The following is a 982-nucleotide window of genomic DNA, read 5'->3' as shown; positions in this document are numbered from 1 at the left end:
CTCGACCCCCTTTCATTTGTGAATCGACGATTTCCTTATATGCAGGACATGTTTTAAGAAGGTCTTCGTGTGAACCCATGCCGACAATTTTGCCTTCGTCTAAAACTATTATTTGGTTTGCGTGCATGATAGTTGAGACGCGTTGAGCTACGATGATTTTACAAGCATCAGCAACATTTTTATTCAAAGCTTTTCGCAAAGCGCGGTCGGTTTTGAAATCTAGGGCGGAGAAACTGTCATCAAAAACGTAGATTGGTGTGTCTTTTATTAGAGCGCGAGCAATTGCAAGACGTTGTCTTTGACCGCCGGATACGTTATTTCCTCCTTGAGAAATTTCGGTTTTTACGCCATCTTTTAGTTTAGATACAAAATCGACTGCTTGGGCTGTCTCGATTGCTTTTGCTAGCTCTTCGCCTGTTGCATTTGGTTTGCCTATTTTAATATTGCTTTCGATTGTGCCAGTTAGCAGGTTGCTTTTTTGCGGTACATACCCTATTTCATGCATTAAATCATCCTGCGAGATATCTTTTACATCGACACCAGAAACTTTTACGACACCTTCTGTTGAATCATATGCGCGCATGATAAGGTTTAGGATTGTGCTTTTTCCTGAACCGGTAGCGCCGATGATGGCGGTTGTTTCCCCGCGTTTTGCCTTGAATGTAATATTTGATATTGCGGGTGTGTCTGAGGCGGGGTATGCAAAGGATACGTTTTGGAATTCAACTGAACCTTTTTCGTCGTCTACAAAATTTTGTGGGTCTTCAGGTTCTATGACTTCTATTGGTAGGGTTAGTATTTCATCTACACGTTCGGCAGAAACGGCTGCGCGAGGTAGCAAAACAAAAATCATAGATATAAATAGGAAACTCATGATTATTTGCATAGCATATTGCATGAATGCCATCATGTCGCCGACTTGGATGGTTGAACTTTCTATATATTTTGCGCCAAACCATATGCAAGCGAGCGGGAGGCAGTT

1 protein-coding gene is annotated in these 982 nt (G+C 42.0%); it reads right to left on the bottom strand.

Translation table 11 applies throughout. The annotated features are described in order from the left end of the window. A partial coding sequence (locus ACYVTD_RS14005) for an ABC transporter ATP-binding protein (protein WP_461248338.1) occupies positions 1 to 910 on the bottom strand: 910 nt, incomplete at its 3' end. Positions 911 to 982: the final 72 nt, after the last annotated feature.

This window comes from Treponema sp. R6D11, assembly GCF_054786075.1.
Note: the sequence above shows the minus strand (reverse complement) of the source record. Positions and strands in the feature narration are given on the sequence as shown.